At 45.6% G+C, this 17,352-nt stretch carries 15 protein-coding genes; 4 read left to right on the top strand and 11 right to left on the bottom strand.

Annotation, left to right across the window (positions count from 1 at the left end):
• Positions 1–7: 7 nt before the first annotated feature.
• The 6 genes from cyoD to AB4323_RS05830 form a co-directional block, all read right to left on the bottom strand.
• Entirely contained in the window at positions 8–319 is a 312-nt protein-coding gene (gene cyoD / locus AB4323_RS05855) for a cytochrome o ubiquinol oxidase subunit IV (RefSeq protein WP_114633190.1), read from the bottom strand.
• Positions 319–936 (bottom strand): cytochrome o ubiquinol oxidase subunit III, encoded by a 618-nt coding sequence (gene cyoC, locus AB4323_RS05850; protein ID WP_016786087.1) that lies wholly within the window; start codon positions 934–936, stop codon positions 319–321. Before cyoC ends, cyoD begins: the two co-directional genes overlap by 1 nt.
• A complete protein-coding gene (gene cyoB, locus AB4323_RS05845; protein WP_372151909.1) occupies positions 926–3,007 on the bottom strand; it encodes a cytochrome o ubiquinol oxidase subunit I in 2,082 nt (693 codons plus the stop codon). The genes cyoC and cyoB overlap by 11 nt, the downstream gene beginning before the upstream one ends.
• Before the next feature lie 5 nt (positions 3,008–3,012).
• Positions 3,013–3,909, bottom strand: coding sequence for a ubiquinol oxidase subunit II (gene cyoA / locus AB4323_RS05840; protein ID WP_080572717.1), 897 nt, complete (start codon positions 3,907–3,909; stop codon positions 3,013–3,015).
• 733 nt (positions 3,910–4,642) lie between these two features.
• Positions 4,643–7,741, bottom strand: a complete 3,099-nt coding sequence (locus tag AB4323_RS05835; RefSeq protein ID WP_372151907.1) for an efflux RND transporter permease subunit — start codon at positions 7,739–7,741, stop codon at positions 4,643–4,645.
• 8 nt (positions 7,742–7,749) lie between these two features.
• Positions 7,750–8,862: an efflux RND transporter periplasmic adaptor subunit gene (locus AB4323_RS05830; protein ID WP_372058581.1), complete on the bottom strand. Its 1,113-nt coding sequence runs from the start codon at positions 8,860–8,862 to the stop codon at positions 7,750–7,752.
• Positions 8,863–9,098: 236 nt separating this feature from the next.
• Here AB4323_RS05830 and AB4323_RS05825 point away from each other — a divergent pair, with 236 nt between their 5' ends.
• Positions 9,099–9,713, top strand: coding sequence for a TetR/AcrR family transcriptional regulator (locus AB4323_RS05825; RefSeq protein WP_004736309.1), 615 nt, complete (start codon positions 9,099–9,101; stop codon positions 9,711–9,713).
• Between the two features lie 18 nt (positions 9,714–9,731).
• Here AB4323_RS05825 and AB4323_RS05820 read toward each other — a convergent pair whose 3' ends face one another.
• Complete coding sequence (locus tag AB4323_RS05820) at positions 9,732–10,643, bottom strand: LysR family transcriptional regulator (RefSeq protein ID WP_372151905.1); 912 nt, start codon at positions 10,641–10,643, stop codon at positions 9,732–9,734.
• Positions 10,644–10,799: 156 nt separating this feature from the next.
• Between AB4323_RS05820 and AB4323_RS05815 the strand changes: the two genes are divergently transcribed.
• Positions 10,800–11,105, top strand: coding sequence for a monooxygenase (locus AB4323_RS05815; RefSeq protein ID WP_108086737.1), 306 nt, complete (start codon positions 10,800–10,802; stop codon positions 11,103–11,105).
• Positions 11,106–11,183: 78 nt separating this feature from the next.
• The gene (locus tag AB4323_RS05810) at positions 11,184–11,558 is read left to right on the top strand and encodes a hypothetical protein (protein WP_372058585.1); all 375 of its coding nucleotides are present in this window, start codon (positions 11,184–11,186) and stop codon (positions 11,556–11,558) included.
• Positions 11,559–11,642: 84 nt separating this feature from the next.
• Here the strand turns inward: AB4323_RS05810 and AB4323_RS05805 are convergent, their stop codons facing one another.
• Together AB4323_RS05805 and AB4323_RS05800 are read right to left on the bottom strand one after the other, a co-directional pair.
• Positions 11,643–12,170: a cytochrome b gene (locus AB4323_RS05805; protein WP_372058587.1), complete on the bottom strand. Its 528-nt coding sequence runs from the start codon at positions 12,168–12,170 to the stop codon at positions 11,643–11,645.
• Positions 12,171–12,278: 108 nt separating this feature from the next.
• Positions 12,279–12,797 carry a lipocalin family protein gene (locus AB4323_RS05800; protein WP_102429133.1) on the bottom strand — a complete coding sequence of 173 codons (519 nt, stop codon included), beginning with the start codon at positions 12,795–12,797 and terminating at the stop codon, positions 12,279–12,281.
• 320 nt (positions 12,798–13,117) lie between these two features.
• On the opposite strand from AB4323_RS05800, the gene AB4323_RS05795 reads away from it, so the two are divergent.
• Positions 13,118–14,866, top strand: a complete 1,749-nt coding sequence (locus AB4323_RS05795; RefSeq protein ID WP_372151903.1) for an amidohydrolase — start codon at positions 13,118–13,120, stop codon at positions 14,864–14,866.
• Between the two features lie 100 nt (positions 14,867–14,966).
• Here the strand turns inward: AB4323_RS05795 and AB4323_RS05790 are convergent, their stop codons facing one another.
• Both AB4323_RS05790 and AB4323_RS05785 read right to left on the bottom strand, forming a co-directional pair.
• A complete protein-coding gene (locus AB4323_RS05790; protein WP_065584369.1) occupies positions 14,967–15,443 on the bottom strand; it encodes a hypothetical protein in 477 nt (158 codons plus the stop codon).
• A gap of 287 nt (positions 15,444–15,730) precedes the next feature.
• The gene (locus AB4323_RS05785; protein WP_372151901.1) at positions 15,731–17,110 is read right to left on the bottom strand and encodes a CAP domain-containing protein; all 1,380 of its coding nucleotides are present in this window, start codon (positions 17,108–17,110) and stop codon (positions 15,731–15,733) included.
• Positions 17,111–17,352 lie beyond the last annotated feature (242 nt).

Below are 17,352 nucleotides of genomic sequence, written 5' to 3'. Positions count from 1 at the left end.
CCCGAGCCTACAACTTCATGTTGACGTTCATGTTGTAGATGATCCACACCGAGCCAGCGATAAGGATCAATACAACAATGGCGGTAAACATCAGTGATACCAAGTTCCAGCGCCCATCGGAAGATTTCGCTTCCATGTGCAAGAAGTACTTAAAATGCACAAAGATTTGCACCAGCGCGCAACCGAACAAGATCACGTAAGTTTCAGTGCTTGGCAGCGCATGTTCCCACACAATGTAGAACGGAATAATGGTCAGAATCAGTGACGCAATAAAGCCTTTCACGTAATCCGTTGCACCGCTATCTAGATGCTGTTCCATTACATCACCCCCATTAAGTACACGATGGTAAATACACAAATCCAAACGATATCAAGGAAGTGCCAGAACAAGCTCAAGCACTGGAAACGCATCGACATGTTGTCGTTCAAGCCTTTGGTTGAAAGCTGGTGATACGCCACCGCCATCCAGATAAGACCGAACGTTACGTGCAAACCGTGTGTACCAACCAAGGTAAAGAACGCAGAAAGGAACGCACTCTCTTGAGGACCATAGCCTTCTGCAATCAAGTGGTGGAACTCATACACTTCCATACAGATAAAGGCTAAGCCCAATACGAAAGTAACTTTGATCCATCGCTTGAGTCCTAGAACGTCTTTGCGCTTCATCGCAATCATGCCAAAGCCGAAGGTGATACTACTGAACAGCAGCATCATGGTTTCGACAAACACGAACGGCAGTTCAAAGATGTCTTTACCTGTCGGCCCAGCGATTGAGCCACTCTCAAGCACGGCATAAGTCGCGAAAAGCGTGGCAAACAGGACACAGTCACTCATCAAGTAAACCCAGAAACCAAACAACTTGTTGCCCGCGGCTTCGTGGTGATGATCATGCGAGTGTGCAAGATCATAAGTGTGTGACGGAGTATTAGCTTGCATACGTCGTCTCCAAATCATCTTTATTTTCGTTGTTATCACTGTCACCGTCAGCGCTGTTACCACGACTAGAATTGTCGCTTTTCACTGACTGTTTCTTCGCTTCTTCAAGCTGTGCACGTCGAGCCGCTTCAATCGCTTTGATCTCTTCAACTTCCACGTAGTAGTCCACATCGTCGTTGTAGCTGTGTTGAATACACGTCACCACGATGCCCACTAGGCTTGCAGCTGCTAACCACCAGATGTACCAGATCATTGCGAAGCCAAATGCCAACGCCCATGCAGACACATAAATACCTGTTGGTGTGTTCTTTGGCATATGAATACGTTCGTATTCTTCTTCCTGAGTTGGGTCAAACTCGCCACTTTGCTTTTGGTACCAGAACGCATCTAGTTCATCGCCCTTAGGCAGTTTTGCAAAGTTGTAGAACGGCGGTGGTGAAGACGTTGCCCATTCGAATGTACGTCCACCCCATGGGTCACCGGTTAGATCTCGGTTTTGGTCGCGGTCACGAACACTCACGTAAATCTGAACGAACTGACACACCACACCCATCGCAATCACGCCCGTACCTGCAGCCGCAACCGCCAATAGTGGGAAGAACTCAGGGTTAATGTCTTGGCTCAAACGACGCGTCATGCCCATAAAACCTAGAGCGTAAAGCGGCAAGAACGCCATCAAGAAGCCGATGATCCAGCAGTAGAACGCGCGTTTGCCCCAAAGCTCGTTCAAAGTGAAACCGGTCGCTTTCGGGAACCAGTAACCAATCGCAGCGAAACAACCGAACACTACGCCACCGATGATTACGTTGTGGAAATGCGCAATCAGGAATACTGAGTTATGCAGAATGAAGTCTGCACCCGGTACTGCCATTAACACGCCCGTCATACCACCAACGGTGAAGGTGATAAGGAAGCCAACTGTCCACAACATAGGTGTTGTGAAACGGATACGACCTTTGTACATGGTGAACAGCCAGTTGAAGATCTTAACCCCGGTCGGGATAGAGATAATCATGGTTGCGATGCCAAAGAAGGCATTCACATTGGCGCCTGAACCCATGGTAAAGAAGTGATGCAGCCAAACCACAAACGCTAAAATAGTGATAGCCACCGTCGCCCATACCAGTGAGGTATAACCAAACAGTTTTTTGCGAGAGAAGGTTGCAGTCACTTCAGAGAACACACCGAAGATAGGCAAGATTAGGATGTACACCTCAGGGTGTCCCCATGCCCAAATCAGATTCACATACATCATCACGTTGCCACCAAGGTCGTTGGTGAAGAAGTGCGTGCCGATGTATCTATCCAACGTCAGAAGCGCGATGGTTACCGTTAGGATTGGGAAAGAGATGATGATCAGGATGTTGGCACACAGAGATGCCCAAGTGAATACTGGCATCTTCATCATTGGCATAGACGGAGTACGCATGCGCAAAATGGTCGCAAAGAAGTTCACACCCGTTAGCGTAGTACCCACACCGGATATTTGCAGCGCCCATATCCAATAATCGACACCCACACCCGGGCTTGCCTCAATGCCGGAAAGCGGCGGATACGCCAACCAACCCGTACGGCCAAACTCACCTAAGCCCAGTGACATATTGGTTAGGATAATACCCACCACAAACAGCCAGAAGCTCAGGTTATTCAAGTAAGGGAATGCAACATCACGAGCACCTATTTGCAACGGCACGATGATGTTCATCAAACCGATAACCAGAGGCATCGCTACGAAGAAAATCATGATCACGCCGTGAGCCGTGAAGATTTGGTCGTAGTGATGTGGCGGTAAATAGCCAGTCTCACCAGCTGCAGAAAGCAATTGCTGACTGCGCATCATGACCGCATCGGCAAAGCCACGAACTAACATCACCATCGCGACCGCAATGTACATGAAGCCTAGTTTTTTGTGGTCTACAGACGTAAACCATTCATTCCAAAGGTATTGCCACTTACCGGCTTTTGTTACCGCATACACCACTAAGCTGCCCACTAAAGCGATCATGGTTAACGTGACCAAAATAATGGGTTCGTGGTAGGGAATTGAGTCTAGAGTTAATCTTCCAAACATGACGATTATCCTTGGGTTTCCGGCAAACAGTTCATTGAACCAGGGTGCTGGGTCACGACATCGGTGAATAAAAATGGTGGGATACTGGAGAACAGAGTGACGGGTTCAGCCACACTTGGCGCAGCCAATGAACGGAACTGCTCCCAATCTTCAATGCGATCAGGGCTTGCTTTCACTTTTTCCACCCAGTTTAGAAATGCCACTTGATCAGGCATGGCTGATGCAGTGAATTTCATCTGTGAGAAACCTTTGCCACTGTAGTTCGATGCAAAACCTTTGAAGTCACCTTCGTGGTTTGCAATCAAATTCAACTTGGTCACCATTCCCGGCATCGCGTAGATCTGCGAACCAAGACGCGGGATAAAGAACGCGTTCATGATGTTGTCTGAAGTTAGCTTAAACGTCACCGGTACATCTTTCGGGAACGCAACATAGTTAACCGTCGCAATGTTTTGCTCCGGATAGATGAACAGCCACTTCCAGTCCAGAGAGACCACTTCGATCACCATCGGCTTAACGTCACTCACCAGAGGCTTGGAAGGCTCTAGTTCGTGTGTTGTTCGCCAAGTGATGGTGGCCAGAATCGCAATAATGATGATTGGAATCGTCCATACCACTATTTCAATCTTGGTTGAGTGCGCCCAGTCAGGTGCGTACTCTTCTGTGGTGTTGCTTTCACGGTATCTATAAGCAAAGTAGATGGTCATCAGGATCACGGGGATGACGACAATCAGCATCAGCAACAGAGCAGTAATAATCAGCTCCTTTTCCTGAACGCCAACGCTACCTTTTGGGTCGAGCAATGCGGAGTTACATCCTTCGAGCATCAGGACGGTTCCCACCAAACCAATCCTCGACAGATTTGCTCTCGATAAAATGCGTTTATATCTTGAAGCTTCCATTAACTTTCTCGATGGTTATCCAGCCTCAGAACGAACGTCTGAGTACTGGTTGTCATGATCATTAGAATATTTATGTGTTGAGCATGTGAAACGCCGCATCTCAAAAAGCAATGCAATAAGGTTCGTTACTGCTGGGTTAAAACCACACAGAAAACATGACTTAATTGTTACACTTTGAAATACATTGTTACATTTGGCGCATTATGAAGAGTTGAAATTGAAAGCTCACCAAACAAACTTGGAAACTAACCTTCCATTTATGAAGACGAAAACTAAGAAGCAGTAAGCGATTAAGACACACATCAATTGCGTGCTACACGGATAGAGCCAGTACTGACAAGGGATTTAGAAAAAGTAGATAAACACTCACTCACCACTAAAGCTCGGGGCAAGTTCAAGGTACATTAGAAAGAGCGAATAAATAGAAGTGTGACGCCCGTCAAAATTGTGAATTCACATACCATTTACAAGGTATTCACTGGTCAGATTATTCAAAATACCCACTCATTCACCAGCAAGATAACCAAGCATTCATCGATGTACTACTGTGACGAATTGAAAGAATATTATGACTAACAGAAAGGATAATTTGACTAATTGAGAACGTTATAGCGGTGAAAAGAACAACACAATGGTAGGAATTGGGATGAATTTATCGAGAATAACAACACCATAATCGAGCCAGATACGGCTCGATTATGGGCAATTGAAAAGCAGTTAAATTAAAAAACAGTTATGCCGCTTGAGTAGCGATGGTTTTTCGCTGATTTTTAGTCATTAAATGATAAACCACCGGCACAAAGTAAAACGAAATAAGCGTGGTTAATACGGTACCGCCAACAATCGCGACCGCGAACGGAGGCCAGAAACCACCACCAGCAATGATCAGTGGCATAAAGCCGCCAACAGTCGTTATCGTTGTCGAGCTGATATGACGAGTACACGACATCACCGCCTCAACCACCGCATCCACATTACCTGATGAAGCTTGTTCATCGAGTTTCAATTCCGTCAGAATCACGATGGCAGCGTTAATCGCTAAGCCCGCAATCCCGAGCATGGCGATGATCACCGTAAAGCCAAACGGATAACCGAAGATCCACACCGACAACAGCCCTAGGCCACCAGCCAACCCTGCTACCATGAAGATGATGCTGCTCATTCGGAACGAGTTGAATGACATCACCACCACCAGCACCATCAATACCACCACGACTGCGACATTCGAGATGAGGCTGTTGACTGAATTGTCTCGCTCCGCTGATTCGCCACCAAAACCAATGGTGTAACCCGATGGCATCTCATAGCTTGCTAAGCGTTTTTGGAATTCATTAAGTACGGTTTGAGGTAAGACACCCGCTTCAATGTAACCCTCGATGGTATTCACACGCTGCCCGTTACGACGAGTAATCGCACCGCGACTGGTCGTCAATTCCAGTTCTGCCAGCGTCGAAACATTGATCCCTGTTGAGTAGACATCAGAACTGATTGGCAGACGAATATTGCTTAAGTGAACCAAGTTTTCACGCGCCTCATCTGCCACACGAACACGGATTGGTACCGACTCACTGCCTTCAATCACAGAGCCACTTTCACGACCTGTCAGAGTAGTTTGCAGCATACCTGCGAACTGGTTCAATGAAATACCATTCAGCTTTGCGGTGTCTTCATCAACCTTCAACCACACCTTCGGAGTACCTGGTTGCAGGGTTTCCCTTGTGTGCGTCACATGAGGAACACCCGCCAAAATCAATCGCACATCCTCACCAATCGCTTTCAACGTATCGAGGTTTTCACCATAGACACGCAGTTCAACGGGCGCGGTAAATGGAGGCCCTTGGTTAAGCTTACGTACCAAGATTTGTGCTTCCGGCACCTCTTCATCCAACACCTTTTGCAACTGTGGAATTAGCGCATTGGCTTGGTCAAAGTTCTCTGTTTTCACCATCGCTTGCGAGAAGTATGGCGCATTATTTTGCCTTGCTTGCAGGTTGTAATAGAAGGATGGGAAGTTAGCGCCCACGAGCCAATCAATGCGCTCCACTTCAAGGTAACGATGAATGATATCGTCTATTTTCTCAGAGGTATTCTTCGTCGCATAAATGCTTGCTTGCGGCGGCATGTACACCTGAATCTCAAACATATCTCGGTCTGATGGCGGGAAGAATTGCTCAGTCAGCTGAGACATACTCCAGTAACCAGTAAACGGAACCAACAACACCAAAGCAATCGTGATGATTGGATGCGTGACGCCAAAGCGAACAGAAGATGAGAACCAGCGCGTCAAAGCAGGAATTCTCAAACCCGTCATGTACCAATGGTGCTGCCCTTTCTTGTCGACATCACTGAGTTGTTTCGGCAGTAGCTTGGTCGCTAAACCTGCGATTAAGGTGTGCGAGATAATGTAAGAGCCGATCAATGAGAAAGAAACGGTAATCGCAATACCACCGACAAATTCACCCGATGCTCCCGGCATCAAGATAATCGGGGCAAACGCCAACACGGTAGTTAAGGTTGAGCCTAATAACGGCACCCATAAATGCTTCAATGCATTCATGGTCGCTTCAGCTCGCTGTTGTCCTTTCAAACGATAAGCTTGAATGGTATCGACCATCACCACCGCGTTATCAACCATGATCCCGAGCGCCACAATTAGGCCTGTCACCGACATTTGGTTAATCGGCACACCGGTCATTTTCATGATCGACAGGGTCAATAATGAGGTTAACGGCAGAGAAATGGCGACTAAGATCGCGGCACGCACGCCTAAAGTGACAAACAACACAATCAAAATCAGACCGAAACCGATCATCAAGCTTTTGCCTAAATCGTCTAAGCGAGTTTCGGTATAACCTTGCTGATTAAAGAGCACCGTCACCTTAACGTTACTTGGTAACTCTTGCTCAAATTTACCAATCAGAGCATTAGCTCGCGACGTCCAGTTGTCGACTCGCAGATCAGGATGCATTCTTGCCGCGACAATCACACCCGGCTCACCATCAATAATGGCAATCTGGTCTTGTGGGGTTTTCTCACCACGTTTCACAGAAGCAATGTCTTCCATACGGATGATGTGACCATTGCTATCAGTGGCTATTGGCACTTGCTTAATACGTTCAATAGAATCGAGTTCAGATTTAATTTCTAAGCCAAAGCGAGAATAAGCACTCACTAACTCGCCGGCGGAGTTCTTGGCGTCTGCCCCTTCGAGCGACTCAGCAATATTGGCACTTGAGCGCCCTAGAGCAGCGGCATCGGCCGTACGTAAACTGATTTGAATCTCTTCTTGCGGCATCCCGTATTCATCAACGAATTCAGTACCCGACAAAGTTCTTAGTCGCTTGGCGAGCTCTTTGGCATAACGGCCCAGCGTTAACCTATCAGGCTCGCCTGCACCAGACCAAGTTAGAGATGCGATGGTCGTGAAAGCATAGGTATGGTCGCTATCGAGATCAGGCGATTGAGCACCCGCAGGCAAAATGGATTCGATATCAGATAACTTGTCGCGAGCTTGGGACCAAACTGGCTCAGGCTCGGTGATGGTGTCATTCAATTCTAAGGTGACAATAGACACGCCCGGTCTTGAGGTTGAGCTCACGAGTTTAACTTCACTCAGCTCGCGCAGCTTGTTCTCGATAACTTCTGTTACCAAGGTTTCAACACGCTCGGCACTGGCTCCGGGGAAACTGGTAGTAATGTTCGCGTAACGGTTGATGATTACTGGGTCTTCTGCACGTGGCAACGTCATGAACGCAGAAATACCACTCACCATCAGCAGTGCGGTCATCAAGATAAGCAGTCGAGTGTTGGAAATAGTCTCTATTATTTTCATACTATTACCTACTCAGCCGCACTGACTGGTTTCACGATTTGGCCCGGAACTAAGCGATGTAAACCACTGGCGATGACCTGTTCACCGTCTTCAATCGCCCCACTCACGTACGCTTGTTGATTGTTGGCAAACAACACCTGAACACTTCTACGTTCAACCTTATTGTCTTCACCAATCACAAAGATGTTCCACACACCGCGCAATCCATCAATCAAACTCGTTAATGGCACCCAGTAACCTGAGTCATCAATCTGCTCATCAAATTTAAGGTAGGCAAGTTGCCCTTCCAATACCGATGATTGTTCAGGGAATAGGTAACGCAAACCGACACTGCGAGATTGGGTGTCGACCATTGCGCCGGGATTCAATAGCTCCACGGCATAATCTGTTCTCCCAACTCGGATGTTAGGCGAAGAAAGTGAGGTGACTTTTTGCATTTGGTGAGCAGGAATACCGATGAAGGCCTCTTTGCCCTCAGAAGCGAGCAGTGTAAGAGTTGGATTACCCACATTCACCACATCTCCGAGCGAAACAAAGCGCGTCGCGATGGTTCCAGAATAAGGCGCAAGCACTGTCGACTTCACCAATTTCAGTTCATTGCCTTTTACCGATGCATCGATGCGCAACAAGTTCGCCTGCAATACGCGTTGCTCACTGGTGAGAGAATCAATCTCCGCTTCGGCACTGAAGCCTTTCGCTTTCAATGAACGTTGACGTTTAAGGTTCGCTGCCACCAAACTCAATTGAGCTTTGACTTCTTCAGCCTGCGCTTTCAGTTGGCTAGACTCGGTTTCCAAAAGTTGGGTATCCAGTCTGATCAACGGCTGACCCGTTGTGACTGTGTCACCGACATCCACCAGAATCTCGTTTACTTTTCCGGCCAACTCGAAACCTAAATTGGCCTGTTGACCCGCCTTAACCACACCGACATATTCGCGTTGTACTGCATAAGAGGAAGACAGCGCCAAGGCCATCGTTTCCACGGTTAAAATAGTTTGGACGCTCGATGCCGTTTCAGAGGTTGAATCAACCGACTCTTGGGCTTGTTCCTTTTCGCCACATCCAACAAGAAAAGCCGACAACGCCACTGCCACTGCGCTTCCCTTCATCAATTTATACATACGTACTGTTCCTATGCGGTACTCAATTATGTTCTTTTTTTAGACTAACCAAATCAAACTAGACTGTCTAGTTTGATTGTGTTAAAAATAAGTTTCATCGTTAATGATTGATAAAACCATCACAAAAAGCATAATGCTTAGCGTAAAACGAGACACATAGAACTGAGCACCAACAGGCACCAAGCAAAGAGACAAACTAGGTAACGAGACAACACTAAGTAACGAGAAGCAAGCACGTGACTAAAATCATCAAGAGTGAACAGAAGAGATCGCAGATCTTAACCGCAGCCAGCCAACTTTTCTCTGAACATGGCTTCAAGATCAATATGGACCAGATAGCCAAAGCAGCGAACGTTTCTAAGCAAACGGTCTACTCTCACTTTAAAAACAAAGACGAACTTTTCGAAACCTGCATGCAAACCAAGTGTGCGGAGCGAGAACTCAGTCCTGCTGCCTTTGATATGGATGCTGCGGTGGGTGATGAGTTGGTGAAATTTGGTGTGAAGTTTCAGGATTTATTACTTGATGAACAATCTAGACAAACCTTTCAAAATGCCATTAGCCAAGCGAATACGCATCCAGAGATCGCCTCTATCTATTTAGAAACTGGGCCTCAGAAAACCACCAAGTTACTTGCTGATTATTTGCAGTCGAAAATAGACTCTGGTGATCTCACACTGTCGACATCAAGCTCGCCAGTCATTGCAGCACGCCAACTGTTGCTGATGTTTCACGGCAAATCGGCGTATTGGGGATTCTTCGGACACGATAGCGGAGAATCTGAAGAAGAAAGACTTCACTACACTCGCGAATGTGTCGCGCTATTCTTGAACGGCAACCAGCCTCGTTAATCTTAGAATATTTAACCGTTAGCTCGCATTTGAAGCTGACTCAAGAAGTAACTCATAGAAACGTTTAGCAGCAGGGCCTGTCTTGGCTCCTTTTGGTAAAGTCAGGTGCAGCGGAACGTGATACCCACTGCCATTTTCGACATTCAACACAGTGAGCTTGTCGCTACCTCGACTTTCAACAATGTGCTTTGGTAGTCGACAATAACCGACTCCCTGCTCTACCGCGCCAAACGCATGATCGAAATTATCCACCGTAATGCGCTGACTCGACTTCAACCAACCCACATCCTGTTTGTTCCCTTGGCTTTTAGTGCCTTGATTAGATCGTGTACCTAAATCTCGCACCACAATTTGCGGCAAAGACGACAGTTGATTCAACGACACTGAAACGGCACTTGCTAACGGATGTGAGCTAGCAACTACTGGCTCCATCATCGTAAAACCAAAGGCTTCGGCTGAGTAATTAGTAATAGGCAAGTTGATGATAGCCACATCAGCCAGTTCTTGAGTCACCATTTCCGTTGTTTTAGACAGAGACGTTTCAATCACTTGTATCGATGTGGTGTTGTTCTCCGTCAAAAATGTAGCCATTGGTTGATAAAGGCGTTCAAGGCAGCACAAGTGATCAACAGCAACCACAATTTCAGACTCAACACCTTTCGCTAGCTGTTCACTGATCAACTCTAGCTCGCGAGCTTGTTCCAACATACTGCTTGCACTGCGCAACAGTGATTTCCCATCCTCCGACAATACCGCCCTACGACCTTCAACCTGCACTAAAGTCACGCCTAATTGGTCCTCCAATTTTCTCAGCGCATAAATCAGCGTGGTGTGGCTCTTGTTCAATTGCACTGCCGCCGCCTGAATGCTGCCTGCGCGGTCAATCTCGTAAAGGGTTTGCCATTGGTCGAGGGTGGTTTTCAATCTCATCGGTCTAAAATCCTGACAGTTAATAACTATATTATGAACTTTTCTGTCTGTTTTTTACAGGTAATATCTATTCCAACAGGCAATCAAGCCCCCTACGTTTTGCGAAATGACCATGAGTCTCAGCGCAATACCAAGTAACTGTTTGGAGAAATAACCATGAAATTATTACAAGTCGATTTTGAATTTAGCGGCCCATTTGGTGAAGAGATGTCAAACGCACTCGTTGACCTAGCAAAGTCTATTAACAACGAACCGGGCATGATCTGGAAAATCTGGACAGAGAACGAAGCTGAAAAACTGGGCGGTGGTGTCTACCTTTTTGAAGACCAACTCAGTGCAGAGACTTACCTAGCGATGCATAGCGCTCGCTTAAAAGAGATGGGTGTCGACGAAGTACGTGGGGTGATTTTTGACGTCAATCAGCCATTAACTACCATTAATAAAGGCCCAATCAACGGTTAATCAAACTTGTTCATTCGCTGAATGACAACAAAGATACTGAATAGCTAAGTCGCTAAGTAATAAATAGAGAGATACGTAATGAACAACAAAACTTTTCTTAGCCTACACGGCATTATTTACGCAGGGTTTGCCATCGCACTGTTTTTTATCCCAACGGTAATGTGGCCCATGTACGGCGTGGAAATTAATGATAAGTACGCTTACTTTCTCTCTCAACACACCAGTATCTTTTTGGGTGGTATCGCAGCGATAAGCTGGTTGCTTAGAGACATTGAACCTGGCGTGTCAGCTAAAAAGCTCATCCAAGGTTTGGTGGTTACGAATATGCTCGGCGCTATCATCACATTGTATGCGGCGTTTACAGGAATCTTTGTTGGCTTTGGCTGGAGTGATCCTGCGTTCTTCCTGTTTCTATCAATACTGAGCGTGTTGCAGGTTCGCAAGCAAGCTTAACCAATGAGTTCAGATAGCACAAACAAAAAAACACTCGGTATATGCCGAGTGTTTTCGTATTAAATCGTTAACTTTAACGTCAGGCTATGAGCGACCAAGCATACGACTTAGCGTGCCATCTTTATCGACAAACTGATGCTTCAATGCGCCTAATACATGCAGAGCAAGTGCCACCATAATCAGGTTCACTGAATTGACATGAACAAAAGAAGCCGCAGACTGTAACCATTCGGTTTTTTCACCAGCAGCGATAAGCTCGAAACCGAACACGTCTAATGCACGCCCACCAGCAACACTCATCACAGCACCAGAAATTGGCATCGCCAACGTCACCAACAATAAGAAGTGGTGAACACTTTTCGCTGCGATTTCTTGTGCTCTCGTCAATACGGCAACACTCTCAATTGCGCCCTCTTTAAAACGCAATACCAAGCGTGAAAGTGCGACAACTAAAACAATCAAACCCAACGATTTGTGTAGCCCCATCAACTCACCTTTTTCGGGGCCTCGCGGCATACCTTCAAATTGAAGTCCAATCACAAACACGACAAGGAACAAAATACCGGTAAGCCAATGGAAAAAAACAGTCTTTTTCGATAACGAATTACTCATAATGACCACTTTATGTCTCTAAACTTGATGCTATTTTCGCCTAATATCATTACGTTTTATAGGGTAAATACGTAAAGTTAGGTAAAGACAAATAGAAGCCAGAAATCGTTATTTTGTGTGCTCTACAAAAATCAACTTGTCAGTGTTGAAGCCACGCTCTTTAGACATGCTTTTGAACTTCTCCATCACCTCTGGCGCAACTTCTGGTGTTCTTGAAAGCAGCCATAAGTAATCGGTGTCAGGGCCAGAAACAAACGCGTACTGGTATCCCTCTTTGTCCAATTCAAACACCACATAAGCACCGTAGAAAGGGCCAAAGAAAGACACTTTCAAATAGCCTTGTTCAGAGCCTTCAACGAAGTACGCTTTTCCTTCCGCTTCGTTCCACTCACCCTCTTCGGCAGAGTATCCACGGTTAATCACCTTCACGCCACCATCATCACGCAGGCTGTATTCAGCGCTCACATTACTTAAGCCGCGCTCAAACGAGTGATCCAAACGAGCCACTTCGTACCATTTCCCTAGGTATCGTTCCAACTCAAACTGTTGAACAGGCTTAACCGTTTCGGGCATGCCAACACAACCACCCAATAAGATCACGCTAAGCAGCAATAATATTTTTTTCATCCTAACCTCGACTTGTTTTTATTAGTAATGCGAGTAAGTCTCGTGAAAACATAAACTTACATCCTTGGTAATACGTTAAATCCATTTTTATAGTTCACTTAACTGTAATTTATTCAGAACCTTATGTGAATCGTTTAGTCTGCGAATGGATTCGTAATCCTTTATTCATGAGCTGTATTCCCACAACCACCTCAAAAGATATTGGAATTACATGCAAACAAGAGAGCAATCAAGGACACTTTATTATTAAAAATTCACGATATGATTCTGGCCACTCGCTTTCTATACTTACTAAACAGTGGAACATGGAAGACATAATAATGAATAACAAGCTCACTCTGTCACGCACTGCATGGATAGCATTACTCGCAAGCTTATCGGCCGTAGCGCCGGTGCTTGCACAAGCCAACACTATTGTTCAAACACAAACAGCAGTTCAAGCGCAAACAACTGTTAAAAGCCAAAGTGCTGACCAAATTTTTACCAATGCAGATATATATGGGCATCGCGAGTCAGACTCGATCGTTACCCACAAAGGCAAGATCATCTTTATCGGTAACCAATCACAGGCGCAAACTTTTCAAGGGCAAATCACTGATGTCATTGATCTAGACAATGCCTTTGTCTTGCCGGGGTTCATTGACAACCATAACCATGTGTTTGAAGCCGCCTCAGAGCTGGGTGGCAATTGTGAACTCGACTCTGAAGCAACATTAGAAGAGCAAATCCCCTACTTAGAAGCGTGTAAGATCAATGCTGATACCGATGGCAGAGGTTGGCTAATGGGTTATGGTTTTTCTTTAGAAGCAACGCTCGATAGCGACTCTGACTATACACCGCTAGAGATCATCGACAGTATCTTCCCGGATCGCCCAGTGGTGATCATGGAGCAGACTTCACACTCGATGTGGGTCAACTCAAAAGCACTAAAAATCGCTCGAATCAGCCAACAATCTTCAGACCCACAAGGCGGTGCCTATTTAAAAGATTCTGATAGCGGAAAACTTAACGGCATCTTATTAGACAATGCTGGCGATCAAGTGATGGAGATGGCTTGGAACAGCCAAAGCGAGCTGTTTGAGCAAAGCTACCAAGGGTTAATGTTCGGACTTGAGGAAGCGGCAGCCCACGGCATCACCACCATTGGTGACGGTCGCATGTATTGGAAACGAGGTTGGTATGACGTTTGGCTAGAGGCCGAGCAAAATCAAGACTTAACGGCGCGTGTATCGCTGCGCCCTTGGGTGTATCCATCGATGGCAATGCCTTCTCAATTAGAAGTCTTTGAGAAGATGTATTCCGACGATAAAAGCCGTCTGTTACTTGTCGATCAGGTGAAAATGTACAGCGATGGCATCTTCATCAACGGCACCGCCAAAACACTCGCGCCCTACTTAGATACTTATCTGCCCCAGTCTCCTAATGGCTTGAACTATATTCCACCAGAACAAATGAAGGAGTGGCTAACTGCGCTCGAGAAAATCGGCTTTAGCGCCCACATTCATGCCATTGGTGATGGAGCGATTCGTGAATCTCTTGATGCGATAGAAAGTATTCGCAAACAAGGTTCAACCAAACCCTACATCCTAACCCATGTCGAATTAATCAATGATGAAGATGTGCCACGCTTTCGCCAATTAGACGTGACCGCAGATTTCCAAGTCGGCTCTGATTACGTTGCAAGGCATCAACACCAATGGGCCGAAGCTTTTCTTGGTGCTCGCCGTGCCAAAGCCATGATGAACCTCGACGCGATACTCAAGACCGACGCGAATATCACCTTAAGCAGTGATTGGAATGTACACGACATCAACCCTTTGGTCGGCATCGCGAACAGCTTAATCATGGGCAAAACCGGCCTAACTGATATTTATACCGCGATTGATGCTTACACACTCAATGCCGCCAAAAGTCTTGGAATTGAAGACGTAACAGGTTCTATTGAGGTGGGGAAATCCGCTGACTTCGCCATTCTCGAACGCGACATCACCACAGTGTCAGCAAGACAAATCGCTAAGACTCAGGTGTTGATGACGGTGTTACGCGGGGATGTGGTTTACGAAAAATAAAGCCAATTAGCGTATCGAATTGGTTATCGCAACTCAAACGAAAACGAGCCAGCTTATTCAGCTGGCTCGTCTGTTATTCACATAGGTATTTTATGTTGTGTTACGCGTTGGTCTCTTTAAGCGCTTTCACATTTGAATCTTGTTTGTCATCCAGAGCAAAGTAGATCTTCGATACAATCACTTCAGCAACCAGAATCGTAAATACCACCGCGAAGAACGCGACAACACCGCCCCAAGGGCCGGTAAAACTCACCTTATCTCCGAACAGAAGGTTAATCGCTTCTAGCATCACGAATTTTGAGCCCACCAAGATGATATAAGTGGTGATTGCTCGGTAAACCTTAGGCGCGGTGCCCGGCTTGCTTTTGAAGTGCTCGGCAATCTTGTGCTCTAAACCAATAGAGAGCTTCAACAACAACGCCGCAATCAAAGAGATAGTGAAAGACTCAATGTTGACGAAGTCCCAGTACTCATCGAAGAAGTTAAGTACGACCAAGTCCACCAGCACGGCTAACGTGTAACCTACGAATAGACGTTGTGGTGTGTTGAACCCGTAAACTTTGTCTGATTTAATCATTCTGTCTCTCTCTAATTTGATAAGTAGCCTTGATTTGAAATACATCTTAGCGTTCGAATCGAAGCAAAACTTACCATTTCATGACACTACTCAAAATCATTCACAACACAAATGAATCGTCATAGTGTCTTCGCCCCTCCACCTTCAATAATCCTGATCGCCCACGTATCACTGTAAAGTAAAATGGCACTCTCGAGTGATCTGCTACTACCAAGTAACCTGCCACTACCAACTAAAGAAAGAATAGCGACGCTAAATGGATGACCTTTATTTAAGCAATGAGTGTGTTAATTGAAATCTTGCGTCCAATAAGACATCTTCGATGCATCTGACTTACTGGCTTTGTATCCAATCCCCATCTTTGTGTGTCGGCTATTCATCACGTTTTGGCAGTGACCTTCGTGACCAGCCCAACTATTAAGACCAGCATTGTTAACTTGCCCATCACTTCGCGGGCTGGTGTAACCAAAAATAGGAATCACAACAGAATTGGATGAGAGGACAAACGCATTCTGACCAGAACTGTTCACAACAAAGTGACCTTGAGCATCTCTTCGGTACTGCTCATCTGAATTCAACTGGGCATTACTTGCCGTGTTATTGTCCCAAGCGATAGGAGCTGCTGGTGGGTAGTTACCACTCGAAAACGATGAACCAAATGCATCACAATAACGTTGTGTCGACCTCGCACAATTTGTCGAAATAACAGATTGATACTTAATACTGTTCTGACTTAGATCTTCTGGAATATTCACAATTCGGCACCATTTTTCATCGGCAACGCCTTGACCGGGCATCCCCCAAATCGCACCATTCAATAATTGATTTGTATCTAGTGAAGCGAAATCGATGAGAGTGTCGCTATTAAGCTGACCTAGATCCAAATCGATCTTTCCAGATGAAGTGTTCAACTCAAAGATCGAGGCCCCAACCTCCTTAGCTGCTGCGTTAATTTTGTCGCGCTGTAATAATTCCCAAGAATCACCAAACCGCTCTTTTGACTGCTCTCCATAAGCTTGAGCGATAAAATCGTAAGTAGGTAAATTAGACTCTATCCCGCTCCCATCTTTGGAAACTACGCTGCCAACGGTTTTAAATTCCAACGAACTGTCGAACACCGCATCATTAAACACATACGATCCCAAGTGCTCACTAGAACAAGAGTTACTTTGCATATCGTATCGATATTCAGAAATTGTACCGTCCACAAGTAATTGATGATTCTTCCTTTGCGCGCTTAATCCTGTGGTTTCGTAACAGTGCCAATCGTTAACAAAGTTGCTGCCATTATCGATAACGATTGTTGGTACAGCGATAGTCACATCAACCTTCTGAGTATCTCCACTCTTGAACGCAGGCAGCTCATTTTTGACGGTAATAGATGAGAAATTTCTGATTGGATCCGTTTCTTCGATAAAACCTTCGATAGCAAAAATCATATTGTTGCTAAGAGCTTTAATGTCAGGCTGCTGAGAGGTAGATGATGAGCCGGTATTACTCGGATTACTTGAATTACTTGGATTACTTGGATTACTTGGATTACTTGGATTACTTGGAACATTAGCGTTATTAGACGTTGTGCTGTCACCTCCTGATGAACTTTCTCCTCCACAACCTGTAATAATCAGTGCTAGAAGGGCGACTGCCGAGATATTTTGTTTTTTCATGAGTTAATCCTTAAGCATATATTTATCTTAATGTAAGGATGTTGCCTCATAGAACGAACTTAAATTTCAGACCAATGTCAGAGCCCCAAATACTGACACCGATTTAACATTTTATAAGATATTGTCAATTTAACGTTCGACCTATAAGCCAATGAACTCATTCAGTATTTTCCTTAGGCCTTCCGTTTTATAGCCAGTTACAGTTCGGTAAATTGATTCTCAACACAAGGTGACGACGATTT

The sequence above is a fragment of the Vibrio sp. 10N.261.52.C11 genome (assembly GCF_041471405.1).
In the GTDB taxonomy this organism is placed as follows: domain Bacteria; phylum Pseudomonadota; class Gammaproteobacteria; order Enterobacterales; family Vibrionaceae; genus Vibrio; species Vibrio crassostreae_C.
The sequence above is the reverse complement of the archived record's forward strand: the minus strand, read 5'-3'. Positions and strand labels throughout refer to the sequence as shown.